We start from the raw sequence: 26,234 nt of genomic DNA on the forward strand, positions 1-26,234 counted from the left end.
TTGTTTCCGCCCGTCGTGGTCTAGCCATAATGAAACGAAGGCAGGAGGCGCGGATGATCCCGGTCAAAGGCTATGAAGGGCAGAAGGTTGCGGTTCTGGGGCTGGGGCGGTCCGGCCTTGCAGCCGCCCATGCGTTGGAAGCAGGCGGGGCGGACGCCCTGTGCTGGGACGACAGCGCCGAGGCACGCGACCGCGCCGAGGGCCAGGCCTTGATCCTGCACGATCTGTCCAAACCGAGTGCGTGGCAGGATGTGGCGGCCCTGATCGTCAGCCCCGGCATTCCACATCTCTATCCCGAACCCAACAAGATCATCGCCGCCGCGATGGAGGCGGGCGTGCCGGTCGACAACGATATCGGTTTGTTCTTTCGCAGCTTCGCCGACGAGGACTGGGACAGTTTCGATGTCAGCCCGAAGGTCGTCGCGATCACCGGATCGAACGGGAAATCCACCACCTCGGCGCTGATCCATCACGTTCTGCAACAGTCCGGGCGTCCGACGCAACTTGCCGGCAATATCGGGCGTGGCGTGCTGGATATCGACCGTGCCCATGATGGCGAAGTCGTGGTGCTGGAACTGTCCAGCTATCAGACCGATCTCGCGCGCGCGCTGACCCCGGATGTGGCGGTGTTCACCAACCTGTCGCGCGATCATCTGGACCGGCACGGCGGTATGGGCGGCTATTTCGCGGCCAAACGGCGCCTGTTTGCCGAAGGCGGCCCGGATCGCGCGGTGATCGGCGTGGACGAGGCCGAAGGTGTCTATCTGGCCGGGCAATTGTCCGAGGGGCCATCGGATGACCGGGTGATCCGCATCTCGGTCGATCGCAAGCTGTCGGGGCCGGGCTGGCAGGTCTTTGCACGCAAGGGGTTCTTGTCGGAATACCGAAAGGGGCGGCAGGTGGGATCAATTGATCTGCGCAAGATCAAGGGATTGCCCGGCACGCATAACCACCAGAACGCCTGCGCCGCATATGCGGTCTGTCGCACGCTGGGGCTGGCCCCGAAGCAGATTGAGACCGCGTTTCATGCTTTCAAAGGCCTGCCGCATCGCTCGCAACTGGTAGGTGAAAGGGATGGCGTGGCCTTCGTCAATGACAGCAAGGCCACCAATGTGGACAGCGCCCGCGCGGCCTTGTCCGCATTCAAGAACATCCGCTGGATCGCAGGCGGACTGGGCAAGGATGGCGGGATCGAAAGCCTGACTGCCGATGATCTGTCGGGTGTCACCAAAGCCTATCTGATTGGCCATTCGGCGCGGGAATTTGCCTTACGGCTTGGCGACGTGCCGCATGAAATTTGCGAAACGATGGGGCAAGCTGTGGCCCGCGCAGCCGAAGACGCTCAATCCGGTGACACAGTTCTTCTGGCTCCCGCCGCCGCCAGCTTCGACCAATACCCGGACTTCGAAAAACGCGGTGAAGACTTCACGCGGCTGGTGGCGTCGGTTTTATCAGGCAACTAGCATGGCTGTATTCCGCGGCATACGAACTTTGATGAAAACCCCTTGTTGTTAAGGGTTTGCATGGGTTGTCGGCTCTGCTACCTCTGTCGCGAGAGGAGCACGGCCATATGTTTGCATTGGAAGATTATCCCCATCGCTATGAATTGGCGAACGAGCTACATGCGCGCCCGTCTCCGGCACTCTCTGCCCCTATTACGGCTGTCTACCTTGCCGTAAAGCGGCCGGAACATGCGGCCAGTCGCAATCGGGATGCGGATCGCGCGCATCTGATCGACCTGCTGGACCGCTTCGGAGCGCCGCATCCCAGCCCGGATGCGAACCATTATTTCGGCACCATCGGGCGGTATCAGTTGAAGTGGGAACAACACACGGAAATCGTGACCTATACGGTCTTCGCAGATGGGGTCGCGTCGCGGGCCTTTGATCCGGCGGCCTTTGATGTTTTCCCCACTGATTGGCTGCAAAATGCACCGGGCAAGCGCGTGACTTCAGCCCATATTCGGATCGACAGAATGCCCCTGACCGAGGCCGAGATGAACGAGGCGATCAACAACTGGTTCGTCGCCGAAAGCGTCGCCGCGACCTGGGTGCTGGACCGCGCCGCTGTCGTGGCAGGGGATTTTCGCATCGACGCGGCGGGACATATGCGCTTCGCGGCATTTATCGGCAACGACGCAGGCCCACGGCGCATCGGTCGGATCGTGCAGCGACTGTGCGAGATCGAGACCTATAAATCCTTGTCAATGCTGGGATTGCCGCAGGCGCGCCATTTGCAGGCCAAACTGGGGTATCTGGATGGGGAGCTGACCAAGCTGGTTGGCGCCATGTCGCGCGATGCCGAAGCGCCCGAGGCGACGCTGGACGAGCTTTTGCAGATATCTTCCGAGCTTGAGGATTTGACCGCTGCGACCTCGTTCCGGCTGAGCGCAACGACGGCCTATGAGGCGCTGGTAAACCAACGCATTCAGGCGCTGCGTGAAGAACGGTTCTTGGGGCGGCAGACCATGAGCGAGTTCATGATGCGCCGCTATGACCCTGCAATGCGGACGATTAAAAGTGCCGAACGGCAGCTGGGCAGCATGGCGCAAAGGGCCATGCGGGCCGGGGATTTGCTGCGAACCCGTGTCGATGTTCAGCGGTCCGAGCAAAATCAGGCCTTGCTGGCCAGTATGGATCGTCGCGCGGACATGCAGCTTCGGTTGCAGGAAACGGTCGAAGGGCTGTCGGTCGTGGCGATCAGCTATTACGCCGTGTCGCTGGCGGGCTATCTGGCCTATCCGTTGACCGAGCTGCTGGGCGTCTCGAAAGGAATGCTCACTGCGGTACTTACACTGCCTGTGGTTGGGCTTGTGTGGCTGGGTGTGCGTCGGATCCGGCATTCGATCGGGAAGTAAGGCGCGCATCCACGCGCCCTGCGGCCCAGGCGCTGGCCGAAATCGTGACCAACGCCAGAACGGCTGCGACGGACAACGTCGCTACGCCCGAAATCCCTGCGCCAACCGTGCAGCCTCCGGCCAGAACGCCACCAAAACCCATCAGCGCGCTCCCGGTCAGGTAACGGCCCATCTGGCCCGGCCCCTCAAAGCCTTGCCATTGGAACCGTCCTGCGATCACGGCAGAGACCAGTGCGCCCAGAACGACGCCTCCGATCAGCCCGGTACCGAAATTGGCACCAATCGCCGAGGATGCGCCGGTCCAGAACAGTGTATCCGCAAGCGGTGCCGTAAAAGACAGGCTTTCGAAGGTGATCGGATCGAATTCGTCCTGCAACACCAGACCCGTGCCCACCCAGCCCAGCGGGATCAGAGCACCCAGCAAGGCCGCCAACAGCAGAACACCGGCGCGCGGACGGGCGTTTTGGATAAGAAAACCCGCGAGAAGCAGCGGCAGGATCGCGGTCCAAACCGGTAGCGTAGGGGCCGGGATCGCCACGGCCTCAAGCGCCACGCGGGCTGGGGCCAGAAGGCCTTTCAGGGTTGCCAGCGCAGCAAGGGCTGCCACAAACAGCACGACCAGTGCACGCAGATTGCCCGATGCGCCCAGAACGGCCATCCGAGACAGGCAGCCTCGAGTCATCACCATGCCAACGCCAAATAGCAATCCGCCGACGATGATTGACAAATAGGGCAGGTCAGCGGCGTAGAAGCGATGAGCCGAGAAATCGATCCATCCGGCCTGCACAACCGCTTGCGTACCCAGAACCGCGATGGCCAAGGCCGTGACCCAGATCGCAAGGGCTGACCGGTTGTCTTGTCCGCCCCCGATCAGACCGCGCCGCAAACAGAAGCGCGTGATTTCCGCCAGCACACCAAAAGCCGCGCCCAATCCCAATCCGAACAGGATCGAGGCCGTGCGTGGGGTCAGGGTTTCAAAGCCAAGGGTCTCAAACATCTTCATGTCTCCGCATTTGGGAATATGTTCCATCTGACGAGAGATTTTGGCGCTGACAAGGGTATGCAGGACGCAAGGAGGGACTGGCTGTGGAACAATTTCCCATTCGGGCGCGTGGGTTGCGAATATGTTGTGTCGGGGTGCGCATCCATCAAACCGGTGTTGCTTCACGGGTGAATTATCCCGCAGGAACGTTCTTTTTTACCGCGCAGCGCGCCGCTGCCGACGCGGGTCCAGCGCGTCGCGCAGACCATCGCCGATATAGTTCACACTTAGCACCGTCAGCGAAATGGCCAGCCCCGGCCAGACCACCCGTGCAGGCGTCAGAGTCATGTAATTCGTGCCATCAAACAGCATACGCCCCCAACTGGGCACGTCCGACGGAAACCCCAGACCCAGAAAGCTCAGCGCGCTTTCGGTCAGGATCGCGTGGCCCACCCCCAGCGTGGCCGATACAACGATCGGGCCAAGGATGTTTGGCAGGATGTGGCGTCGGATCATCGCGAAAGGGCGCGTGCCAAGGGCGGTGGCCGCCATGATGAATTCACGCTCGCGCAGGGCCAGCACCTCGCCCCGGACGATCCGGGCTGTCTGCATCCAACTGGTCAGCCCGATGGCGCAGACGATCAGAAGGAACATGCCAACCTCAGGGCCGAACTGCGCGCGCAGGCTGTCGCGCCACAGCATGATCGCCACAAGCAAAAGCGGCAAAAGCGGCAAGGACAGAAACAGGTCGGTCAAGCGCATTAACGGTGCGTCCCAGTGGCGAAACACGCCCGCCGCCACGCCGATCAATGTGCCCAGACTTACGGCCAGCGCGATCGCCACCAGGCCGACCAGCAACGACACCCGGCCCCCGGACAGCAGCGCGGCCAGAAGATCACGCCCCAGTTGATCCGTGCCCAGCGGATGGGCCAGGCTGGGACCTTGGTTCTTGGCGCGGATGTCAATTTGCGCGGGGTCAAGCTGCCAGATCAGCGGACCGATCACCACCGCCAACGCAATCAAGGCCAGGATCACAGCCCCGATGACCGCGCCGGGATGGGTGCAGAAACGACGCCAAAGGGTCGCGCGCCGAATGGGGGGTGGGACGGATACGACCTCTTGCTCAGTCATACCTTATCCTTGGATCCAGCAGGCCATAGACGATATCGGCCAGCAGGTTGAACATCACGATCAGGACGGCGAACAGAAAGGTCAGCGTTTGCACCAGCGGCACGTCACCGCTTTGAATGCCCGAAATCAGCAACTGCCCCAAGCCGTTTACGCGGAAAACTTGCTCGGTCACGATGGCGCCCGCGAAGACCTGCGGAATGGCCAGTGAAATAACGGTGATAACCGGGATCATCGCGTTGCGCAACGCGTGGCCCAGCAGGACACGAGCCTCGGTCATACCCTTGGCGCGGGCGGTGCGCACGAAATCCTGATGCAAGGTTTCCAGCATTGAGGCGCGCAGATAACGGCTGAATTGGGCGGCGTTGAACAGGGCCAGCACGGTGACAGGCATGACCATCTGACGAAACTGGACGCCAAAGCTGTGCCAATCCGTGATCCGGTGTGTGGTGTCATAAATCGACGGAAACCACTCCAGCTTGACCGAGAAGACGAGGATCATCAGAACGCCCAGAAAGAAGCTGGGCACCGAAAAGCCGATCATCGCGATGAGGGTGCCAAGCTGATCCACCCAGCCATATTGGTCGCGCGCCGACAGGACCCCCAAGGGCAACGCGATCATCACGCCGATCACCAGCGACAGTCCGACCACCCACAGGGTCTGGGGCAGGCGGTCGCCGATCAGATCGACAACCGGGGCGTGGGCCGACCAGCTTTGCAGACGCAATCGGTCGCTCTGACTGCCGGTCATCCAGTCCAGCAGGTTCAGCGGCTCGTTGATGAAAAACTGTTTGCACCACAGAAGATAGCGGACGTAGGTTGGGGCGTCCAAACCAAGACCGGTGCGGATTTGCCCGCGTATTTCTGGCGGAATGGTCAGGGGCAGATTGGCGGTTGGATCATTTGGTGCAAGGTCGATCAACAAGAAAATCACAAGGCTGATTGCCAGCAATACAGGAATGGAAAAGGCAAGCCGCCGCAGCGTATAGGTGAACATGGGACGACCTGCGGTCTTTGGGATTGCCCGTCAGAGTTGACGCGCCTTGCGGTCAGTCTAGCGGGCTTACCTGGCGCGGGTCCAGTCCGCGATGTTCCAAAGCTCGCTGTCCCATGAGTTCATCCTGACGCCCATAAGCGTGTTGGATCGCGCAGACACATCGCCACGATGCACCAAGGGGATCAGAGCACCCGCTTGCATCAACATGTCATTCATGCGCCGCGCGATCCCCGCCCGATCCTCAAGGACCGAGGTCTGCGCCAGCTTGGCGGCCAGTGCGTCATAGTCGGCGTCACAATAGCGCGGGATGTTGAAACCCAACCAGTTATTGGCCGGCTCGGGGATGCTGTTGCAGGTCCAGTTGTTCAGATAGGCTTCGGGATCGGTGCCGGGGAAGAAATTGGTGAACATCTGGATATCGGCATAGAATTTCTGGAACGTGTCCGGGCTGCCTGGGTCGCCGCCGAAAAATACCGAAGGATCGATCTGGCGCAATTCGGTTTCGATCCCGATCTCGGACCACCATGACTTCAGAAGTGCCTGTGTGTCCTGCCGCACGGGGTTGGTCGAGGTCTGGAACAGCACTGACAGGCGCACCCCGTCCTTTTCGCGCACCCCGTCGCCGTCGCTGTCCACCCAGCCCGCATCGTCCAGCAGTTGGCGCGCGCGGTCCAGATTCTGCGTCAAGCAAGCATCATTGGCGGATGAGGCGTAAATCGCGGGGGCGGGCAGGATGTCACAAGTCGGCCTGCCCGCGGCGCCATATCCCAGTTCGGCGACCACAGCGCGGTCAATGGCGGCGGACATCGCGGCCAGAACGGCGGGGTCGGTCAGAAACGGATGTGGTCCACCTGCGCGGGTCGAGCGCCGCTTGCCCAGTGATGGCGATGGGTCGGTGCGGTTGATCATCAACCGTTCGACCGGCGTACCAAAGGATCGGATGATCTGCCCTTTGCCGCCATCGGCCATTTTGTCCAGAATGGCCGGGTCCACCTGAAGGTTCCACGCATAATCCACTTCGCCGGTTTCCAGCACGGCGCGGGCTGCACTGATCGCGTCGCCGCCGCCCTTGATGGTCACAGTTGCAAAGCCTGGTTTATCCGGGTCACGATAATGGGGATTGGCCTCGAATGTGACGACATCGCCTGCGCGAAACTCGACCACCCGAAACGGGCCGGTGCCGATGGGGGCGGCGTTCTGGGCGGTGCAGCTTTGCGCCGCCGCACCCAAGCAGGCCTGAAACTGCGCTTTTTGCAGAATCGGCGTTTCGACCCCGACCAGCGGGCCATAGGGAAAGGGCTTGGGCGCAGCGAATGTCAGACGGACGGTCAGGTCATCCAATGCCTCGACCGTTGTAACATCCGAGAACTTTCCGACCTGCTGACAGCCACCGTCCGGCGTCATGCAGTAATTTGCCGTGAAAACAACATCATGCGCGGTAAAGTTTGTCCCGTCTGACCAGGTCAGATCAGGGCGCAATGTCCATGTGATGGTGGTCAGGTCATCCGTGACACCACCATTGGCACGGGTTGGAATGTCGGCTGCCAACCAAGGAACCAGAGTGCCCGTCTCGTCATAGCGGGCCAGCGGTTCCAGCACCAATGAAGCAGGCTCGATATCTTTCGGACCGCTGGACAGATAGGGGTTCAGGATCGTTGGCGCCTGCCAATAGAGGATGTTCAGATGCCCGGATGCGCTGCGCTCGGCCAAGGACGTGACAGGCAACAGCGATATGATAATCCCCGCAGCTATTCCCCAAACAGATCGTCGGTCGCCCATCAGTCTTGCATCCCCCTCATGATCGGCGTGGCCCCGGTATTGTTCAAACCATCAACTCATGGCATCGGGTGCTGGAATACCGCACTGCCTTCCTTTGCGTAAAGCCATAGCTGTGTCGTTTGTCAAAGTCACGTCAACACAGATGGAACCGCTGCAAATTTCTCTGGCGTTCTTGCTGAACGGTTGAACCGGACGAACAACCCGCGCATTGTCACAAACGCGGCGGGGATTCTTTTCTGGGCCGCCGAAATTCAAACCGAAAGCCAAGCAGAAAGGTCCTTCCGTGCCGATCAGAAACCGATTTCACGAGTTGAAGGACGAAATCACCGCGTGGCGGCGCGATTTTCACGCGCATCCAGAGCTGATGTTCGACACGCACCGTACGGCAGGCATCGTGGCCAACAAGCTGCGCGCTTTCGGTTGCGACGAGGTGGTCGAAGGTATCGGACGCACAGGCGTTGTCGGTGTCATCAAGGGGCGATCTGATTCTTCTGGCCGCGTTATCGGGCTGCGTGCCGATATGGACGCGCTGCCGATCGAAGAGGCGACGGGGTTGGATTACGCCTCGACCAAACCGGGCAAGATGCACGCCTGCGGCCATGATGGGCACACCGCGATGCTGTTGGGCGCTGCGCAATATCTGGCCGAGACCCGGAAATTCGATGGCACCTGCATCGTGATCTTCCAACCCGCCGAAGAAGGGGGCGGGGGCGGGCGCGTCATGTGCGAAGACGGGTTGATGGAGCGGTTCGGCATTCAGGAAGTTTACGGAATGCACAACTGGCCGGGACGTGATCAGGGGACGTTTGCGATCCGTCCCGGACCGTTCTTTGCGGCGACCGACCTCTTGGATATTCGGTTCGAAGGGCGTGGCGGACATGCCGCCAAACCGCATGACACAATTGACCCGGTTGTGATGGCCTCTCAGGCCGTTCAAGCCTTGCAGACAATCGCATCGCGCAATGCTGATCCGACCGAGCAGATGGTTGTGTCGATCACGTCTGTTGAAACAAGTTCCAAAACTTTCAACGTGATACCGCAGGAGGTTCATCTTCTGGGAACGGTGCGAACACTTTCGCAGGAATTGCGCGATCTGGCCGAAAAACGGGTCAGCGCGATCTGCAACGGGATCGCGGCGGCCTTTGGCGGCTCTGTCACGGTGCGCTATGAACGAAACTATCCGGTCATGGTGAATCACGTGGAGGAAACCGACCATGCCGCCCGCGCGGCGCAGGCGGTTGCCGGGACGTGCGAGGAAGCCCCGCTGATCATGGGTGGCGAGGATTTCGCCTATATGCTGGAAGAACGACCGGGGGCCTATATCCTTGTGGGCAACGGCGACACGGCGATGGTTCACCACCCCGAGTACAATTTCAATGACGAGATCATACCGCACGGATGTTCATGGTGGGTCGAGATCGTCGAACAGCGAATGCCAGCGTCAGAGTGACCGGTTCCCGTCCTTAACCGCCCGTGTGGTTCATGTGACGGATCGTCTGGCCCTTCACCCCTTGCCGGGAATAGTCGAAATCATGCCCCTTGGGCTTGCGTCCAATGGCGGCATAAATGGCGTCGATCAGCACTGCATCACTTTCCGAGGCGCGCAAAGGCGCGCGCAAGTCTGTCATGCCATCATGACCCAGACAGGTGTAGAACTGACCGGTGCAACTCATCCTTACCCGGTTGCAGCTTTCGCAGAAATTATGGGTCAGGGGCGTGATCAGGCCGATTTTCTGCCCGGTTTCTTCGACCCGCATATACCGTGCCGGACCGCCGGTGGTCTCGCTCAGGTCGGACAGTGTCAGGCGTTCAGCCAGTTGCGCGCGCAGGTCCGAGAGCGGCCAGTATTGGTCCAGTCGATCCTCTTCCCCCATATCGCCCATCGGCATGACCTCGATAAAGGTCAGGTCCATGCCCTTCTGGGCACACCAATCGACAAGATCGAACAATTCGCTGTCGTTGAAGCCTTTCAGGGCGACGGCGTTGATCTTGACCTTCAATCCGGCTTCAAGGGCGGCGTCGATGCCACGCATGACCTGCGGCAGCCGGCCCCAACGGGTGATACGGGCAAACTTGTCCTCATCCAGCGTATCAAGCGAAATGTTTACCCGTCGCACCCCCGCCGCATACAGATCAGCCGCAAACCGGTGCAGTTGCGACCCGTTCGTGGTCAGCGTCAACTCGTCCAATGCGCCGCTGTCCAGATGCCGACCCATGCCTTCGAAAAAGCCGATGATTCCTTTGCGGACCAGCGGTTCACCCCCGGTGATGCGCAGCTTGCGCACGCCAAGGCCAATAAAAGCGGTGCAGATGCGATCCAGTTCCTCAAGCGTCAGAAGGTCTTTTTTGGGCAGAAAGGTCATATTCTCGGACATGCAATAGGTGCAGCGGAAATCGCACCGGTCCGTGACGGACAAGCGCAGATAGGTGACCGCCCGCATGAACGGATCGACAAGCCGAGGTGTATTCATGGGTAGAACCTAAGCACGGGCGGACGGGCGCGCAAGTCACGATCGGGCGAATTCTGCCGTTGAAACAGACCGCGAATTGCGCCACCCTGTAGATATGAAACATGTCATTCTCATGCCTGCTATTTTTCTTACTCTGGCCGGGTGCTCCGGTCTGGATATGAACAATATCATGCCCCGCCCGCCACATTTGCAAAACCAGCCGACATATAACGCCGACTTGCCGCCTCCTCCGCCAGAGGATGCGATCACGGTGGATGAGCTGGATACCGCCACAGATGAAGACCGGATGGCTGCCGCCACGACCGCGCCCAATGCGGCGGCGGGATCGCTGGGCGTAACGGTCGCAAGTCTTGGCGACCCGACTGCACCAGGCTTCTGGGTCGAAACGTCGCTGGTGTCATCCGAAACTCAAGGCCGCGTGCAGTCCAAGACAACCGGTCGAACCGTGAAAGTCACCCTGCGCCCCGCGTCGGGCGGTGGCAGTCGCGTGTCCCTGTCGACGCTTCAATTGCTGGACCTCGACATCTCGGGTTTGCATGAGCTGGTTGTCTTTGGATCGTGACCCCGCGTCTGTCTTACGCGGACTGGCTGATCGAAAGCCGGGCGCGCAAACTGATCGTGCGTTGGGGTGATTGGCGCGACATGCGCGACGATTTCGCGTGGGACATCCCTGAATGTTTCAACATCGCCGAGCGATGCTGTGACAGCTGGGCCGCGTTGGACGCGGGCCGCGTTGCTCTGACCCATGTGGCACAGAACGGAGCGGCGGACGACTGGAGTTTTGGCGATCTGAAAGCGGCGTCTGACCGGTTGGCGACAGTTCTGCGGGCGCGTGGTCTTGGCAAAGGCGACCGGATCGCGGTGTTTTTGGGGCAGGGGCCAGAAGTGCTGATCACCCATTTCGCGGCCTATAAGCTGGGCGCGGTCGTTTTGCCTCTGTTCACCTTGTTCGGCGCTGATGCGTTGTTCTATCGCTTGTCCGACAGTGGTGCGCGAGTGGTGGTTACAGATGCACAAAACACTGAAAAACTGACCGAGATTCGCGACGCCCTTCCCGATCTGGCCGAAGTTTACTCAACCAGTCCGATAGACACGGCGCGGGATTTCTGGGCCGAGATTGATGCGGCAGACCCGCTGCCAAGACCTGACGTGACGCTGGCCGAAGACCCGGCGGTGATGATCTATACCTCCGGCACCACCGGGCCGCCCAAGGGCGTTTTGCACGCGCATCGGTTTCTTCTCGGTCATCTGCCCTGTGTCGAAACCTATAACGAGGATTTTCCGCAGGCCGGCGACAAGGGCTGGACACCCGCCGATTGGGCGTGGATCGGTGGCTTGATGGATCTGGCCCTGCCGTTTCTCTATTTCGGCGTGCCGATTGTCAGCCATCGGATGCGAAAGTTTGACGCCGATGCCGCCTATCGCTTGATCGCGGCGCACAGGATTCGCAATCTCTTCATGCCGCCCACGGCGCTGAAGCTGCTGCGTCAATCGGATGCGCCGGCTGACGATGTCCAGATCCGCTCGATCGGGTCGGGGGGGGAAAGCCTTGGGGCAGGCTTGTTGGGCTGGGCGCGAGAAGTGCTCGGCGTGGATGTGAACGAGTTTTATGGCCAGACCGAATGCAACCTTGTCCTGTCTTCGGTCGCGGGAGCGATGGCCGTCAAACCCGGCAGCATGGGGCAACCCATTCCGGGCCATGATGTGGCCATCATTGACGCACACGGCAACCCGTCTCCGCCTGGTGAAATGGGCGAGATCGCCGTGCGCACGGGCGACCCTGTTATGTTTCTGAGCTATTGGAACCTACCCGACAAGACAGCCGCGAAATTCGATCAAGACTGGATGCGCACCGGCGACCTGGCGGTGCGCGATACCGATGGTTATTTCACCTTTGCGAGCCGGGACGACGACGTGATCACGTCGGCCGGCTATCGTATCGGCCCGTCCGAGATTGAAAACTGTCTGCAAACACATCCCGATGTTGCGATGGCAGCCGTGGTGGGAGTGCCAGACCCGTTGCGAACCGAGGCGGTCAAAGCCTTCGTCGTGTTGCGTGCGGGAGCGAACGAGGCCGGTATGGCCGACCAGTTGATTCAGCTTGTTCGCGATCGGATCAGCCCCCATGTCGCCCCGCGACTGGTCGAATTCGTCGATGAACTGCCAATGACTGCCACGGGTAAGATCATGCGCAGGGAATTGCGAGAACCAGATGCGCCTTAACGCAGGTATGACCTTATGCAATAGGATTCTAACATGAAAAAGCTTTTGCGCACGCTTGGTCTGGTGTCGCTTGTGTTTGCCGCCACATCATGGCTGGCCGAACGGGTGTTTTATGGCGGGGTAGATGAAAACGGAGTGTTGCAAGAAAGCTTGAACCTACCGCTTTCGGTTTTTCTGGGCGTGGCTGGCGGGGTTTGCCTTCTGCTGTCCTTTGTCGTGAGGCCAAACCGTTAGGCTAGATACTTCCCGGCCTCCTTCCGCGCAAAGGCTTTCATCCTGTCGCCATGTGCCTCCACAAAGGCGCGGGTGCGGTCCGGGTCGTGTTTGGACAGATCGCGCAGCCACCAGGCGATGGCCTTCTGGATGAACCACTCCGGGTCATCGACATAGGTCGATGCCCAGCCAAGCACGCGGTCGCGGATTGCCAATTCCTCTGGCTTGGGGTTGTTCTGCTTTGTCCAGGGCAGGGTGATGACCAGTGCCGCGCGTCGGGTCCACATATGGTCGGACTTTGTCCAGCTTTCGACCGTGTTGATGCGTGCCGGGTCGGCCACCAACCGTTTCTGCCCAGCCATGCAGGCGTGGTCAGCAATCGCCCAACTGTCGAAATCGGCCACCCAGCTTTGAATCAGCGTCCAAGCCGCTTCGTCCGGGCGCAGCCGGGCTTGGGTCAGCAGTTTCGCCGCTGCGATGCGGGCCTCGAAAATATCCGCCTGCCAAAGCTCATCGGCCAATGTCACGCGGTCCTCGATCGACAGGGACTGCCGCCAGCTTTTTGTCAGGTCATTCAGCGCGGGGTTTGGGATGCCAAGCACCTCGCGCGTTTGCTTGTGATATGCCGCCATGCTCTCGGCACGGCCCTCTTCGACTTGGGCACGCAGGGCGGTCAGCGCCTCGTCCAGCGTCATTCGACTGTGACCGATTTGGCCAGGTTGCGCGGCTGGTCGACGTCGGTGCCTTTGGCAATCGCTGTGTGATAGGCCAGAAGCTGCGCGGGGATCGCGTAAAGGATCGGCTGGATCAGTTCGGGCGCTTCGGGAAGGGCGAGGGATTGCCACACACCGTCGCCCGCCTCTTTCGCGGCGCGCGCGTCGGACACAAGGACCACGCGCCCCCCACGCGCCATGACCTCCTGCATGTTGGACACGGTTTTGTCGAACAGCCCGTCATGGGGTGCCATGACCACCGTCGGCGTGGCTTTGTCGACCAACGCAATGGGGCCATGCTTCAATTCACCAGAGGCATAACCTTCGGCGTGTATATAGCTGATTTCCTTTAATTTTAGCGCGCCTTCAAGCGCCAGAGGGAACATCTGTCCGCGCCCCAAAAACAGCACATCGCGCGCCTCGGCCAGTTTCGCGGCGATCTCTTTTGTCGCGGTGTCGATGGTCAGCGCGTGGCTCATCAGCCCCGGCAATTGGCGCAGATCGGCCAAATGCGCGGCAAGGCCTGTATCGTCCAGATGGCCGCGGTCATGGGCCGCTTTCAGCGCCATGATGGCAAAGCAGGTCAACTGGCAGGTGAACGCCTTGGTGGAGGCCACAGACACTTCTGGCCCGGCATGAATTTCCACCGCCACGTCGCTTTCACGCGCGATCGAGCTTTCGGGCACGTTGATCAGGCTGACGATCTTGTCGACCTTGCCTGCTGAATAGCGCAGCGCGGCCAGGGTGTCGGCGGTTTCACCGGATTGGCTGACAAAGACGCCAAGCGTCTTAGGCGCAAAGGGGGCTTCGCGATAGCGAAATTCGCTTGCCACGTCGATGTCGATGGGCAGGCGGGCGTAATGTTCGAACCAGTATTTCGCCACCAGCCCCGCATAGTAAGCCGTGCCGCAGGCCACGATGGACAGGCGATCGACATCGGCAAAGTCAATGCCGCCAAGGTTCATCGCGATCCGATCATCCTTCACATAGGCATTCAGCACCTCGCCCACGACAGTGGGCTGCTGGGCAATCTCTTTCGCCATATAGTGTTTGTATCCGCCTTTCTCGATCCGGGCGGAATCAAGGCGGACCTGTTTCATCGGGCGATTGGCAAGGCGACCGTTGTGATCATAAATCTCGGCTCCGTCGCGGGTGATGACGGCCCAATCACCTTCTTCCAGATAGGTGATCTTGTCGGTCATCGGGGCGAGCGCGATGGCGTCGGAGCCGACGAACATCTCGCCTGTGCCATGACCGATCGCCAAAGGGCTGCCCTTGCGCGCGGCGATCATCAGATCATCCTCGCCGTCAAACAGGAAACACAGCGCAAATGCGCCCTCCAACTCGGCAAGCGTGGCGGCGACGGCCTCTTTGGGGGATTTGCCGCGGGCGATATGGCTTTGGGCCAGCAGGGCAACGGTTTCCGTGTCCGTCTCGGTCAAGAATTTCAAACCCTCTGCGGCGAGCTTTTCTCGCAATTCGCGGAAATTTTCGATGATGCCATTGTGCACCACCGCGACCGGTCCCGCCTTGTGCGGGTGGGCGTTTTCGGTGGTGGGCGCCCCGTGCGTGGCCCAGCGGGTGTGACCGATGCCGGACTTCCCCGCCAGCGGATTGTGGACCAGCGTGTCCGACAGATTCACCAGCTTGCCGACCGCGCGGCGGCGATCCAGTTCGCCCGCCTCGTTGATGGTTGCAATCCCGGCACTGTCATAGCCGCGATATTCCAGCCGCTTCAGCGCCTCGACCAAGATCGGCGCAGCTTCGTGATTGCCCAGGACCCCTACAATACCACACATTTTCAGGACCCTTTCTGGCGTCTGGCCTTTGCGGCCTTTAACTTTTCAAACAATTTGAGGGCTAGGCCGGGCTTGACCTCCATCTTCGCACGGCCCACGGCCATCGCGCCGGCTGGCACGTTTTTCGTGACAACGGTGCCGGTCGCCGTCATTGCCTCATCCCCGACCGAGACGGGCGCGACAAGGCAAGTATTCGAACCGATGAAGGTCCGCGCGCCAATATTTGTGTGATGTTTGGAGACACCATCATAATTGCAGGTGATCGTGCCCGCGCCGATATTGGCGTGCTTACCCACCCGGGCGTCGCCAACATAGGACAGGTGATTGATCTTCGCGCCTTCCTCGATCTGGGCGTTCTTGATTTCCACAAAATTGCCGACCTTGGCGTCATTGGCCAATTCGGCTCCGGGCCGCAGGCGGGCATAGGGGCCGACCACGGCACCGCGCGAGACGTGGCATCCTTCAAGGTGTGAAAAAGCGCGGATCAAAGCCCCGCTTTCCACGGTGACGCCGGGGCCGAAGACCACGTTGGGCTCGATCACGCTGTCGCGTCCGATGACCGTATCATAGGCAAAATAGACCGTATCGCGAGCGATCAAAGTCACGCCATCTTCCAGTGCGGCATCTCGAGCGCGGGTTTGGAAAACATCCTCGGCATCGGCCAGTTCGGCGCGGGAATTGATGCCCAGCGTCTCGGCCTCGTCGCAGGTGACGACAGAAGCGGTCAGGCCGCGTGCGCGCGCGACAGATACAATATCGGGCAGGTAGTATTCACCTGACGCATTGTCGTTGCCGACCCCATCCAGAAGGTCGAACAGGAGCCCGGCGTCTGCGGCGATAACGCCGCTGTTGCAAAGGGTTACGGCGCGTTCATCTGCGGATGCATCTTTGAATTCAACAATGCGGTCCAACGCGCCATCCACGACGATCAGGCGGCCATAGCGACCGGGATCGGCGGCGTCGAACCCCAGCACAACCACGTCGGCACCCTGAGTGCGCGCGGCGGCCATGGTTTCCAGCGTTTCCGGGCGGATGAACGGGGTGTCGCCATACAGGACGAACACATCGCCCCCGAACCCATCAAGAGCGGCCCGTGCCTGCTGCACCGCGTGCCCGGTGCCAAGCTGTTCTACCTGCACGGCGATGGATATCTCGGGGTCAATCTCCTTGGCTGTCGCCTCGACCAACTCGGCGCCATGCCCCACAACCAGCACCACGCGGTCGGGCGACAATGCAGCCCCGGATGCCAGTGCATGGGCAAACAAGGGTGCACCTGCAACTTGATGCATGACTTTCGGCAGGTCTGAATTCATCCGTGTTCCCATGCCAGCGGCAAGGACAATCAGGGCGGTCGCCATATCTATCTGCTCTTTCAATTTCTTTTGGTCCGTTTTACCCCTTGGGGCGCGGCTCGCAAGCGAAAGCTGTTCAATTAACCTTACGCGAGGTTACAGGCTTTGCGTGGAAATTCCAAAGGCTGGGAACAAAAAATGACGAACAACGCAACGCCGGTGCGGCGTTCAGGGCGACGAACGGTGATCTTCGATCTGGATGGCACCTTGGCGGATACGTCCGGCGATCTGATCGCGGCGGCGAATGCGTGTTTCGCGGCGTTGGGGCATGGTGAGGTTCTGGATCCAAGCGTCGATCAACTGACTGCTTTTCACGGTGGCCGCGCGATGCTGCGGCTTGGTTTTTCGCGGGTGAATGGTGGCGCGGTCAATGACGCTGATATCGAGCGCGAGTTTCCCAATCTCTTGATCGCCTATGAGGATGACATCGATCGCCACACGCGCCTGTATCCCGGTGCGATGGAGGCGGTCGCGCGACTGCATGACAACGGCTATGCCGTGGGGATATGCACGAACAAGCCTGAAGGGCTGGCGCGGCTGTTGCTGACGCGGCTGGATATCCTGGGCCATTTTACGTCGCTGATCGGGGCGGATACGTTGCCGACCCGCAAACCGGACCCGGCCCCGTTTGTCGCTGCGGCGCAGGGCGCAGGCGGCGATCCCGCGCATGCACTTTTGGTCGGGGACACAGAAACCGACCGCAAAACGGCACAGGCCGCAGGTGTGCCCTGCATCCTTGTGGGGTTCGGTCCGGAGGGGCCGGGCGTGTCGCGGTTGGAACCCGAAGCACTGCTGGATCATTTCGACGATCTGGACGCCGTGGTGGCGCGGCTGATCGGATAGCGTCCACCTCCGCCCATTGACGCCAAGCTCAACCCCGCGCAGGGTCGATGTATGACAGAGCGATTCACCGGAAACTTCACCCAGCAAGAACCGATCCCGGATGAGGGGATCGCGGCAGCATTGGATGTGCTGCGCCATGGGCGTTTGCATCGCTATAACGTGGCCAAGGGCGAGGTGTCGCAAACCGCGCTTCTGGAACAGGAATTCGCTGCCCTGATGGGGTCGAAATATGCGCTGGCGGTGGCGTCGGGCGGCTATGCGATGGCAACCGCGCTGAGGGCGGTGGGGGTTGGACCGGGCGACCGGGTGCTGACCAACGCCTTCACACTGGCCCCGGTGCCGGGCGCGATTTCCTCGGTGGGGGCTGTGCCGGTTTTTGTCGAGGTGACAGAGGCACTGACCCTGGATCTGGATGATCTGGCGGTGAAGGTGGCGGAACCGGATGCGCCCAGGGTTCTGCTGCTCAGCCATATGCGCGGTCATATCTGTGACATGGATCGGCTGATGGCGATCACGGACGCGGCAGGTGTGAAGGTTATCGAGGATTGCGCCCACACGATGGGCGCGCGATGGAATGGCACACTGTCGGGGCGGCATGGGGCGATGGCGGCTTACTCGACCCAGACCTATAAACACGCAAACTCGGGTGAAGGCGGGCTTCTGATCTCGGACGATCCCGACCTGATGGCGCGGGCGATTGTGCTGTCGGGCAGTTATATGCTGTACGAACGGCACTTGGCAGGGCCACCGTCCGAGGTGTTTGAGCGGGTGAAATATGTCACCCCCAACATTTCGGGCCGGATGGACAATCTGCGCGCGGCGATCTTGCGGCCTCAGCTTGCGGGCCTGGCGGAGCGGTGTGCCGCGTGGAACGCGCGCTATCGCGTGGTCGAGGATGGGCTGCGCGACACGCCGGGCCTGACGGTGATCGAGCGACCTGCCGAAGAGGGCTATGTCATGTCCTCGTTCCAGTTCTTGTTGCTTGATTGGGCCGAAGGCGGTGTGCAGGAGGTGGTGCGCCGATGTGCAAGTCGTGGTGTGGAGTTGAAATGGTTCGGCGGGGCGGAGCCTACGGGCTTCACCAGCCGCTATGACAGTTGGCGCTATGCAGATGCGCCACGGATGCCAAAGACGGATCGGGTGTTGCGCGGTATTCTGGACCTGCGCGTGCCGCTGACCTTCAGCCTGGACGATTGCGCCCAGATTGCCCGGATCATCCGGGATGTGGTCGGACTGGTGTATCAGCAAGCGGAGTAGGGGCTTCGCCCCAGAGCCAAATCGGGGATTTGGCTCTTCCCCAGGATATTTTGGGGCCAGAAGAAACCGGGTGCCGTGGATGTGACGCTGCGTGAATAAGCGCGCGTATTGACCCGAATCGGGCTTTGCGCGATTAAATGAACAAGCGTTCAATAATGGCGACTGGCACGGCGCGCCAAATGGAGGATGACCGGATGTTCAACCACACAATGACTTTCGACCTGGGAGAGGACGTGAATGCCATGCGCGAAATGGTGCACCGGTTCGCGCAAGACCGGATCAAGCCCATTGCTGCCGAGGTCGACCAGAAGAACGAATTTCCCAATGATCTGTGGCGCGAGTTTGGTGAGCTTGGACTGCTGGGTGTCACCACGCCGGAAGAATATGGCGGGGCGGGCATGTCCTATCTGGCGCATGTTGTGATCGTGGAAGAGATCGCGCGGGCGTCGGCCTCGGTCTCGCTGAGCTACGGCGCGCATTCAAACTTGTGCGTGAACCAGATCCGCCGCAATGCGACCGAAGAACAAAAGCAAAAATACCTGCCCAAGCTGATTTCGGGCGAGCATATAGGGGCCTTGGCCATGTCCGAAGCAGGGGCGGGGTCGGATGTCGTTTCGATGAAGCTGCGGGCTGAAAAGCGCAATGGCTACTATGTGTTGAACGGCACCAAGTTCTGGATCACCAATGGCCCGGACGCAGACACCCTAGTGGTTTACGCCAAGACCGACCCGGAGGCTGGCCCGAAGGGCATCACCACCTTCATTATCGAGAAAGACATGAAGGGGTTCAGCACCTCGCCCCATTTCGACAAGCTGGGGATGCGCGGGTCGAACACGGCCGAGCTGATCTTTGACGACGTCGAAGTGCCCTTCGAGAACGTGTTGGGCGCGGAAGGTAAGGGTGTTGCCGTGCTTATGTCCGGTCTGGACTATGAACGTGTCGTGCTGTCAGGCATCGGCACCGGCATCATGGCCGCCTGCATGGATGAAATCATGCCTTACATGAAAGAGCGTAAACAATTCGGCCGCCCCATCGGGGACTTCCAACTGATGCAGGCAAAGATTGCCGACATGTATACCGCGATGAACTCGGCCCGTGCCTATGTTTATGAAGTGGCCAAGGCATGCGATCGCGGTCAGGTCACGCGTCAGGACGCGGCCGCCTGTGTGCTTTATGCGTCCGAAGAGGCGATGAAACAGGCGCATCAGGCCGTACAGGCGATGGGTGGATCAGGCTACATGAATGAAACCCCGGTGAGCCGCATCTTCCGCGACGCCAAACTGATGGAGATCGGCGCGGGCACCTCGGAAATCCGCCGAATGCTGATCGGGCGCGAATTGATGGGCAAGATGTGATGGGTTTCCGTCTGGCTGTCGTCGTCATCGCCGTGGGTCTTGCGTTCTTCGCGACGAAGATCGCGGCACAGGATGTGGTTTTCGACAGCGCGACCGTTGACGCCTGTCTGGCCTCGACGCCCAGTGGCGCGGTTGACCCGTCCTGCATCGGCGTGGCCTCGAACGCGTGCCAGACGGCAACGCCGGGTGGCGAGACCACGATCGGCATTGCTGACTGTATCCAGGCCGAGACCCAGGCGTGGGATGTACTTTTGAACCGGGAATACAAGGCAACGCGCAAGGCGCATGCCGGGGATCAGGTGGTTCTGGACCAGCTTCTGGCCGCACAGCGCGCCTGGATTGCCTTTCGCGATGCGGAATGTGCACTGGCCCATGCGCTGTGGCGCGACGGGTCGATCCGGGTGATCGTAGCCGCGAATTGCATGATGGTTCAGACGGCACGTCGGACCATCGAATTGCGTGATATGAGGTGACTTTGCAATGAGTTTGACCACCAGACTCCGGGCATCTGGCATGAGGGCCGCACATGTCGCACAAGCGGCGTCCAGGCCCTTGTTCACGGCGGTTGCGTGGCTGATCCTGGCCGTCCCGGCCCCGGCACAGGATGTCACCTACAGCTTCCACCCCACCACGGACTGCCTGTCCGCCCTGGGGGACGATGGCGACCCGATGCGCTGCGTTGGATCGGCGGCCAATTATTGCATGGAGGCAACCGAAGGCGGGGCGAGCACTGTTGGCATGTCGTCCTGTCTTGGGCTGGAATACGAGGACTGGGACCGCCGCCTGAACCGCGCCTATGGGCTTTTGATGACCCGGCTGAAGGCCGAAGATGAAGAGATGGCGACGCTTGGGTCAGCGGCCCCCAAACAAGCCCCCGCGCTTCTGGAAACGCAGCGCGCCTGGATCACCTTCCGCGACGCGTCGTGCGACTATGAACGTTCGAAATGGGGTGGTGGCACGGGCGGAGGCCCTGCGTCCATTGCCTGCATGCTCCAACTGACGTCCCGCCAGGCGCTTGCGCTGGAGGCGGACCTGAACAGTTACGGTGACGCAATCTGCAACCACGAAGGATGCTGAGATGAAACTGACTTCCCAAGCCACGCCCGGTTCCGAGGCGTATAAAGCCAACCGCGAGGGCCATCTTGAGGCGTTGCAAGTGGTGGCTGACGCTGCCGAGGCTGCCGTGATGGGTGGCGGGCAGAAATCGCGCGAACGGCACCTGAGCCGCGGCAAGATGCTGCCGCGCGACCGGGTGTCGAACCTGCTCGATCCCGGATCGCCTTTCCTCGAGGTTGGGGCGACGGCGGCGCATGGTATGTATGACGGGGCTGCGCCCTGTGCCGGTGTTATCGCAGGCATTGGTCAGGTGCACGGGCAAGAGGTGATGGTGGTCTGCAATGACGCCACCGTCAAAGGCGGCACCTATTACCCGATGACGGTCAAAAAGCACCTGCGCGCGCAGGAGATTGCCGAGGAATGCAATCTGCCGTGCATCTATCTGGTCGATAGTGGCGGCGCGAACCTGCCCAATCAGGACGAGGTGTTCCCCGACCGCGACCACTTTGGCCGCATTTTCTACAACCAAGCGCGGATGTCAGCCAAGGGCATCCCGCAGATTGCCGTGGTGATGGGGTCGTGCACCGCCGGGGGCGCTTATGTGCCTGCCATGTCGGATGTGACCATCATCGTGAAGGAACAAGGCACGATCTTCCTTGCCGGTCCGCCCTTGGTGAAGGCCGCGACGGGCGAGGTTGTCACAGCAGAAGACCTCGGTGGCGGTGACGTGCATACGCGCCTGTCCGGCGTTGCCGATTATCTGGCCGAGGATGACGCCCATGCGCTGGCCCTGGCACGGCGCGCAGTGGAAAGCCTGAATCGCACCAAGCCGATGACGGTGAAGTGGCAGGAACCGGAAGAACCGGCCTATGACCCCGAGGAACTGCTGGGCGTGGTGCCTGCCGACCTCAAGACGCCTTACGACATCCGCGAAGTGATTATGCGCATCGTCGATGGCTCGCGCTTTGATGAGTTCAAGCCGCGCTTTGGTGACACGCTGGTCACGGGTTTCGCGCATCTGAAAGGCTGCCCCATCGGGATCATCGCCAACAATGGCGTGATCTTCTCGGAAGCCGCACAAAAGGGCGCGCATTTTGTCGAGCTTTGCAGCCAGCGGAATATCCCCCTGGTTTTTCTGCAAAACATCACCGGTTTCATGGTGGGCCGGAAGTATGAGAATGAAGGCATCGCACGGCACGGCGCCAAGATGGTGACGGCGGTGGCAACGACGAACGTGCCGAAGGTGACGATGGTGGTGGGCGGCTCTTACGGGGCCGGTAACTACGGCATGGCCGGGCGCGCCTATCAACCCCGTTTCATGTGGTCCTGGCCCAATTCGCGGATTTCGGTGATGGGCGGCGAACAGGCGGCGGGCGTGCTGGCAACGGTGAAACGCGACGCGATCGAACGTCAGGGCGGCGAGTGGTCGGCGGAAGAAGAAGCTGCCTTCAAGCAACCCACCATTGATATGTTCGAGGAACAAAGCCATCCCCTCTATGCCTCGGCGCGGATGTGGGATGACGGCGTGATCGACCCGCGCAAATCGCGCGAGGTGCTGTATCTGTCGCTTCTCGCCGCGCTGAACGCTCCGATCGAGCCAACGAAGTTCGGCATCTTCCGCATGTGATCAAAACCGGCCTTTCTTCTGGCCGGAAATATCCTCGGGGGTCCGGGGGCAGACAGCCCCCGGTTCCTCCGCCCGAAAAAAGGAACAGAAAAATGTTCACGAAGATCCTGATTGCCAACCGGGGCGAAATAGCCTGCCGGGTGATCGACACCGCCCGCAAGCTGGGTGTGGCCACGGTGGCGGTTTATTCCGACGCCGATGCCGCCGCGCGCCATGTAAAGATGGCGGACGAGGCCGTGCATATCGGTCCACCACAACCCGCAAACTCATATCTGAAAGGCGATGTGATCATTCAGGCGGCGCTGGACACGGGCGCGCAGGCGATCCATCCCGGTTATGGGTTCCTGTCGGAAAACCCCGATTTCGTGGATGCGGTTGAAAGGGCAGGGTTGGTCTTTATCGGTCCGTCGTCAGACGCGATCCGCAAGATGGGTCTGAAAGATGCCGCCAAGAAACTGATGGTCGAGGCTGGCGTGCCGGTCGTGCCCGGGTATCACGGCACGGATCAAGACCCTGCACTGTTGGCGTCTGAGGCCGACAAGATGGGCTATCCTGTCTTGATTAAGGCCGTGGCGGGCGGCGGCGGCAAAGGCATGCGCCGCGTGGATGACCCCAAGGAGTTTGCGGATGCTTTGGCAAGCGCGCAGGGTGAGGCGAAAACCGCCTTCGGCAACGCGGATGTTCTGGTCGAGAAATACATCCTGTCACCGCGCCATATCGAAGTGCAGGTGTTTGGCGACGGCACCCAAGCGGTGCACCTGTTTGAACGTGACTGTTCACTGCAACGCCGCCATCAGAAGGTGATCGAGGAAGCGCCTGCGCCGGGCATGACCGACGAGGTCCGCGCGGCGATGGGCTTGGCCGGCGTTCGCGCCGCCGAAGCCATCGGGTATAAAGGCGCGGGCACGGTGGAATTCATCGTGGATGGCGCGAATGGACTACGCACCGATGGGTTCTGGTTCATGGAGATGAACACTCGCCTGCAAGTCGAGCACCCGGTGACGGAAGCGATCACCGGCGTCGATCTGGTGGAATGGCAATTGCGCGTGGCCAGCGGAGAAGGGCTGCCAAAGCAACAGGACGAGCTGTCGATCAATGGCCATTCCTTTGAAGCGCGCCTTTATGCCGAGGATGTGCCGAAGGGCTTCCTGCCCGCCACCGGCACGCTGACGCATCTGAAGTTCCCCGAAGGTGCGCGCGCGGATACCGGCGTGCGGGCAGGGGACACGATCAGCCCTTTCTATGACCCGATGATCGCCAAGATCACGGTGCATGCCGGATCGCGGGCGGCTGCGTTGCGCCAATTGTCTTCGGCGCTGACCCATACAGAGGTCGCGGGCTCGGTGACGAACCTTGCTTTTCTTGGCGCGCTGACGCGGCACGAGGGTTTTGCGGCGGGCGACGTGGACACAGGACTGATCGAACGCGACCTTGAGGCGCTGACCGCTGACCCCGGACCAAGCATGGCTGATGTGGGCGCTGCCGCTTTGTGCGCGCTTGATCTGCTGAAACGCGAAGGCTCCGGCTTCACGCTTTGGGGTGGGCTCAACCATTTTGTGACGCTGACCCATGGCGACGATACGTATGAAGTCGTCGTAACGTCCTACGGCGCCGACCGTCACCTGATCACCGTTGGCGAGGACAGCATCGAAGCGACCTGTCTGAACGGCCAATGGAAGATGGGCGGCGACCGCGGCCCGCGCGTTGCCAAGGCAGGGAATGTCGTGACAGTCTTCGCTCAAAGCGGGCTTGAGTTCCATGTCGTTGACCCGTTGGATCAGGATGCGGGCGCGGGTGCCGGGGCAGGTGTGGTCGAAGCACCCATGCCCGGCCTTGTGAAAACTGTCTTTGCTAAGGCGGGCCAGGCGGTCAAGCAGGGCGACCGGTTGGCCATTCTGGAAGCGATGAAGATGGAACACAGCCTGACCGCCGCCCGCGACGGTGTAGTGGCCGAGGTGCTCTGCGCCGATGGCGATCAGGTCGAAGCGGGTGCCCCGCTTGTGCGGCTTGAGGAAGAAGAGGAAAGCTGATGACCTTCCGTCTGCATCACGTGCAATATGCCCGCTCGATCCGCATTTTGTGGCTGATTGAGGAAATCGGGCTTGAGGAAAAGCTGGGCCGCACGCTTGAGGTTGTGGAATACCAGATCGGCTCGAAACAGATGTATGAGGGCGAACTGCCCAAAGTCTCGACCGCGTCCCGTGTGCCCGCCCTGGAGATCGGCAACAAGCGGATCAGCGAAAGCGGCGCCATCGTTCAGTATCTGATCGAGGAGTTCGCCCCCGAGCTGGGTGTGGACCCGGGCGGGGCAGAGCGCACCGACTACCTGCAATGGATTCACTATTCCGAGACCATGGCCAGCCTGGTCGAGCAGTTGAACCTGCAAATGGTGTTCCTGCGTCCACCTGCGAAACCCAGCCCTATTGTTATCAAGCTGAACGTGGCCCGGTTGCGCCATACGCTCGTTGGGCTTGACGCGCGGCTGGCAGATCGCGACTGGCTGCTGGACAAAGGTTTCTCGGGCGCTGACATCATGTTGGGCTTCAACCTGTTCGCCGTGCCTTACTATGTGAAGCTGGACGAGTTTCCCAACATTCTGGCTTATAAGGCGCGGATCGAGGCGATGCCGTCCTATCAGCGGGTCATCGAACGCGAGGGCGAACAACGGTTCTATCAGCAGGATTTCTATCCGGTGCCCGAAGAATGAAACAAGCGGAGTGACGCTGATGGACTATGTGGAAATATTCGAAGTCGGCCCGCGCGATGGGTTGCAGAACGAAAAACGCCAGATACTGACCGAAGACAAGATCGCTTTGGTCGATCTTCTGTCCAGCGCAGGCTTCAAGCGGATCGAGGTTGCCAGCTTTGTCAGCCCCAAATGGGTGCCGCAAATGGCGGATTCTGCGGACGTGCTGTCCGGGATCACTCGGGCCAAGGAGGTGTCCTATGCCGCGCTTACGCCGAACCTGCGCGGGTTCGAAGGGGCGGTGGCCGCCAACGCTGACGAGATCGCCATTTTTGGATCGGCGTCAGAAGGGTTTTCAAAGGCCAACATTAATTGCACCATCGCTGAAAGCCTTGACCGCTTTCAGCCCGTGGCAGACGCGGCGAATGAGGCCGGGATCATGATGCGCGGCTATATCTCCTGCGTGACGGATTGCCCCTTCGATGGGCCGACGCCGCCCGCCAAGGTGGCCTGGGTGGCAGAGCAATTGGTTGCTATGGGGTGTTATGAAATCTCGCTGGGCGATACGATTGGGCAGGCCACACCCGAGACGATCGACGCAATGCTGGATGCCGTGCTGGGCGTGGCGGGGCCGGACATGTTCGCGGGCCATTATCACGACACGGCGGGTCGGGCATGCGACAATATCGAGGCATCGTTGAAGAAGGGGCTGCGCGTGTTTGACGCCGCCGTCGGTGGATTGGGTGGTTGTCCCTATGCCCCCGGCGCACAAGGCAATGTGGCAACCGAAGCGGTGCATGACCGCGTAACAGCACTGGGATACACGACCGGGCTGGACCGCGACATACTGGAACAAGCCGCCCAGATGGCGCGGCGGATGCGGGCAGGGGACTGAT

Annotated in this window: 23 protein-coding genes; 15 read left to right on the top strand and 8 right to left on the bottom strand. The window is 60.8% G+C overall.

Annotated elements, in window-relative coordinates; all coding sequences use genetic code 11:
• The first annotated feature begins 53 nt into the window (after positions 1-53).
• Both murD and BMY55_RS06855 read left to right on the top strand, forming a co-directional pair.
• On the top strand, positions 54-1,463 hold the full coding sequence (gene murD, locus BMY55_RS06850; RefSeq protein ID WP_091432138.1) for a UDP-N-acetylmuramoyl-L-alanine--D-glutamate ligase: 1,410 nt from the start codon (positions 54-56) through the stop codon (positions 1,461-1,463).
• A gap of 107 nt (positions 1,464-1,570) precedes the next feature.
• Complete coding sequence (locus tag BMY55_RS06855; RefSeq protein WP_091429387.1) at positions 1,571-2,857, top strand: DUF3422 family protein; 1,287 nt, start codon at positions 1,571-1,573, stop codon at positions 2,855-2,857.
• Here the strand turns inward: BMY55_RS06855 and BMY55_RS06860 are convergent.
• The 4 genes from BMY55_RS06860 to BMY55_RS06875 form a co-directional block, all read right to left on the bottom strand.
• Positions 2,790-3,854: a YeeE/YedE family protein gene (locus BMY55_RS06860; protein WP_091432140.1), complete on the bottom strand. Its 1,065-nt coding sequence runs from the start codon at positions 3,852-3,854 to the stop codon at positions 2,790-2,792. The genes BMY55_RS06855 and BMY55_RS06860 overlap by 68 nt on opposite strands.
• Before the next feature lie 201 nt (positions 3,855-4,055).
• Complete coding sequence (locus BMY55_RS06865; RefSeq protein ID WP_091429389.1) at positions 4,056-4,970, bottom strand: ABC transporter permease; 915 nt, start codon at positions 4,968-4,970, stop codon at positions 4,056-4,058.
• Entirely contained in the window at positions 4,963-5,964 is a 1,002-nt protein-coding gene (locus tag BMY55_RS06870) for an ABC transporter permease (protein ID WP_091429391.1), read from the bottom strand. Before BMY55_RS06870 ends, BMY55_RS06865 begins: the two co-directional genes overlap by 8 nt.
• A 66-nt stretch (positions 5,965-6,030) precedes the next feature.
• Positions 6,031-7,743, bottom strand: coding sequence for a peptide ABC transporter substrate-binding protein (locus BMY55_RS06875; protein ID WP_091429393.1), 1,713 nt, complete (start codon positions 7,741-7,743; stop codon positions 6,031-6,033).
• 283 nt (positions 7,744-8,026) lie between these two features.
• Between BMY55_RS06875 and BMY55_RS06880 the strand changes: the two genes are divergently transcribed.
• Complete coding sequence (locus tag BMY55_RS06880; RefSeq protein WP_091432142.1) at positions 8,027-9,193, top strand: M20 aminoacylase family protein; 1,167 nt, start codon at positions 8,027-8,029, stop codon at positions 9,191-9,193.
• A 13-nt stretch (positions 9,194-9,206) separates the two neighbouring features.
• On the opposite strand, the gene moaA is transcribed toward BMY55_RS06880, so the two are convergent.
• Positions 9,207-10,214: a GTP 3',8-cyclase MoaA gene (gene moaA, locus BMY55_RS06885; RefSeq protein ID WP_091429395.1), complete on the bottom strand. Its 1,008-nt coding sequence runs from the start codon at positions 10,212-10,214 to the stop codon at positions 9,207-9,209.
• Between the two features lie 94 nt (positions 10,215-10,308).
• Here moaA and BMY55_RS06890 point away from each other — a divergent pair, with 94 nt between their 5' ends.
• Genes BMY55_RS06890 through BMY55_RS06900 form a run of 3 tightly spaced genes read left to right on the top strand, consistent with a single transcriptional unit; the run spans position 10,309 to position 12,671 of the window.
• Positions 10,309-10,776: a D-galactarate dehydratase gene (locus BMY55_RS06890; protein ID WP_143064297.1), complete on the top strand. Its 468-nt coding sequence runs from the start codon at positions 10,309-10,311 to the stop codon at positions 10,774-10,776.
• Positions 10,773-12,437, top strand: coding sequence for an AMP-binding protein (locus BMY55_RS06895; protein WP_322787719.1), 1,665 nt, complete (start codon positions 10,773-10,775; stop codon positions 12,435-12,437). Before BMY55_RS06890 ends, BMY55_RS06895 begins: the two co-directional genes overlap by 4 nt.
• A 33-nt stretch (positions 12,438-12,470) precedes the next feature.
• A complete protein-coding gene (locus tag BMY55_RS06900; protein ID WP_091429398.1) occupies positions 12,471-12,671 on the top strand; it encodes a DUF3955 domain-containing protein in 201 nt (66 codons plus the stop codon).
• Here BMY55_RS06900 and BMY55_RS06905 read toward each other — a convergent pair.
• Genes BMY55_RS06905 through glmU form a run of 3 tightly spaced genes read right to left on the bottom strand, consistent with a single transcriptional unit; the run spans position 12,668 to position 16,520 of the window.
• The gene (locus tag BMY55_RS06905; RefSeq protein ID WP_091429400.1) at positions 12,668-13,345 is read right to left on the bottom strand and encodes a DNA alkylation repair protein; all 678 of its coding nucleotides are present in this window, start codon (positions 13,343-13,345) and stop codon (positions 12,668-12,670) included. The genes BMY55_RS06900 and BMY55_RS06905 overlap by 4 nt on opposite strands.
• Positions 13,342-15,162, bottom strand: coding sequence for a glutamine--fructose-6-phosphate transaminase (isomerizing) (glmS, locus tag BMY55_RS06910; protein ID WP_091429402.1), 1,821 nt, complete (start codon positions 15,160-15,162; stop codon positions 13,342-13,344). The genes BMY55_RS06905 and glmS overlap by 4 nt, the downstream gene beginning before the upstream one ends.
• 2 nt (positions 15,163-15,164) lie before the next feature.
• Positions 15,165-16,520: a bifunctional UDP-N-acetylglucosamine diphosphorylase/glucosamine-1-phosphate N-acetyltransferase GlmU gene (gene glmU, locus BMY55_RS06915; RefSeq protein WP_091429403.1), complete on the bottom strand. Its 1,356-nt coding sequence runs from the start codon at positions 16,518-16,520 to the stop codon at positions 15,165-15,167.
• 132 nt (positions 16,521-16,652) lie between these two features.
• Between glmU and BMY55_RS06920 the strand changes: the two genes are divergently transcribed.
• From BMY55_RS06920 to BMY55_RS06960, 9 genes are all read left to right on the top strand, one after another.
• Positions 16,653-17,357: an HAD-IA family hydrolase gene (locus tag BMY55_RS06920; RefSeq protein WP_091429405.1), complete on the top strand. Its 705-nt coding sequence runs from the start codon at positions 16,653-16,655 to the stop codon at positions 17,355-17,357.
• A 51-nt stretch (positions 17,358-17,408) separates the two neighbouring features.
• Positions 17,409-18,614, top strand: coding sequence for a DegT/DnrJ/EryC1/StrS family aminotransferase (locus BMY55_RS06925; RefSeq protein ID WP_091429406.1), 1,206 nt, complete (start codon positions 17,409-17,411; stop codon positions 18,612-18,614).
• Between the two features lie 194 nt (positions 18,615-18,808).
• On the top strand, positions 18,809-19,969 hold the full coding sequence (locus tag BMY55_RS06930; protein WP_091432145.1) for an isovaleryl-CoA dehydrogenase: 1,161 nt from the start codon (positions 18,809-18,811) through the stop codon (positions 19,967-19,969).
• On the top strand, positions 19,969-20,442 hold the full coding sequence (locus BMY55_RS06935; RefSeq protein WP_091429408.1) for a lysozyme inhibitor LprI family protein: 474 nt from the start codon (positions 19,969-19,971) through the stop codon (positions 20,440-20,442). Before BMY55_RS06930 ends, BMY55_RS06935 begins: the two co-directional genes overlap by 1 nt.
• 7 nt (positions 20,443-20,449) lie before the next feature.
• Positions 20,450-21,046 carry a lysozyme inhibitor LprI family protein gene (locus BMY55_RS06940; RefSeq protein WP_245744669.1) on the top strand — a complete coding sequence of 199 codons (597 nt, stop codon included), beginning with the start codon at positions 20,450-20,452 and terminating at the stop codon, positions 21,044-21,046.
• Between the two features lies 1 nt (position 21,047).
• The gene (locus tag BMY55_RS06945) at positions 21,048-22,652 is read left to right on the top strand and encodes a carboxyl transferase domain-containing protein (protein ID WP_091429411.1); all 1,605 of its coding nucleotides are present in this window, start codon (positions 21,048-21,050) and stop codon (positions 22,650-22,652) included.
• Positions 22,653-22,744: 92 nt separating this feature from the next.
• A complete protein-coding gene (locus BMY55_RS06950; RefSeq protein WP_091429412.1) occupies positions 22,745-24,682 on the top strand; it encodes an acetyl/propionyl/methylcrotonyl-CoA carboxylase subunit alpha in 1,938 nt (645 codons plus the stop codon).
• The gene (locus BMY55_RS06955; RefSeq protein ID WP_091429414.1) at positions 24,682-25,359 is read left to right on the top strand and encodes a glutathione S-transferase family protein; all 678 of its coding nucleotides are present in this window, start codon (positions 24,682-24,684) and stop codon (positions 25,357-25,359) included. Before BMY55_RS06950 ends, BMY55_RS06955 begins: the two co-directional genes overlap by 1 nt.
• Before the next feature lie 19 nt (positions 25,360-25,378).
• Positions 25,379-26,233 carry a hydroxymethylglutaryl-CoA lyase gene (locus BMY55_RS06960; protein ID WP_091432147.1) on the top strand — a complete coding sequence of 285 codons (855 nt, stop codon included), beginning with the start codon at positions 25,379-25,381 and terminating at the stop codon, positions 26,231-26,233.
• The last annotated feature ends 1 nt before the right edge of the window (position 26,234 follow it).

Origin of the sequence: Aliiroseovarius sediminilitoris, from assembly GCF_900109955.1 — a bacterium.
GTDB classification, from domain to species: domain Bacteria; phylum Pseudomonadota; class Alphaproteobacteria; order Rhodobacterales; family Rhodobacteraceae; genus Aliiroseovarius; species Aliiroseovarius sediminilitoris.